1 pseudogene is annotated in these 386 nt (G+C 33.4%); it reads right to left on the reverse strand.

The window, feature by feature from the left end:
- Window positions 1-206, reverse strand: a pseudogene (locus C0Z19_RS29280) (hypothetical protein); the annotation flags it as partial.
- Window positions 207-386 lie beyond the last annotated feature (180 nt).

The raw sequence follows: 386 nt of genomic DNA on the forward strand, positions 1-386 counted from the left end.
GCGAGTAAGAATGATAACGCAACGGCCGGTCCTGCATGTTCTGCAGCAACAATGCCAGGTAGCGTAAAGATAGATGTCGATACAATTGTTCCTACACCTAAAGCTAAGAAATCACGCACCCGAAGTGTACGCTTTAAATGACCATCTTTATTTTGATAGATAGCCGGATCCTCTTTTCGTGCTATTTTATTGAAAAAACTTCCCATAAACTTTCCTCCCAAACATTCATAAACAATTCTATACGGTGTTTTTTAATATGTTATATCATAGCACAAATAATCAATATTTTGTCTAAAAATTCTGAAAAATCACAACTTTATGTTACGTATTAATGACTTGTCTTGATAACATCCATAGATTTTTTAAATGATAAAACTGATTATAAC

The sequence above is a fragment of the Trinickia soli genome (genome assembly GCF_002879855.1).
Classification (GTDB): domain Bacteria; phylum Pseudomonadota; class Gammaproteobacteria; order Burkholderiales; family Burkholderiaceae; genus Trinickia; species Trinickia soli.